Here is a 278-nt window from a genome sequence, read left to right on the forward strand (position 1 = left end):
GTGAGCCTGATCGTCCTCGCCGGCCTGGCCATCGTCGGCCTCGGCGTCGCCGTCGCCCTGCCCAAGCGGAGCGACGAGGAGTTGGCGTGGCTGCTCGACGACCGCCTGGGGCTCAAGGACCGGCTCGGCACGGCGATGCACCTGACTAGGTCGGGCGTGGGCGGCTGGAACGACTTCATCGTGCAGGACGCCGAGCGGGCGGCGGGGCAGGCCGACGTGAACAAGGCCGTGCCCGTCCACGGCGGCCGGGCGTGGCAGTGGGCCGGTCCGGTCGCGGC

The 278-nt window shown here is 74.5% G+C and carries 1 protein-coding gene; it reads left to right on the forward strand.

Features of this window, described 5'->3' with window-relative positions; genetic code table 11:
• On the forward strand, nt 1-278 hold a 278-nt coding region (locus tag R0J87_RS19800), incomplete at both ends, for a hypothetical protein (RefSeq protein WP_498888394.1).

The organism is Halomonas sp. SIMBA_159, assembly GCF_046536035.1.
In the GTDB taxonomy this organism is placed as follows: Bacteria; Pseudomonadota; Gammaproteobacteria; order Pseudomonadales; family Halomonadaceae; genus Vreelandella; species Vreelandella venusta_A.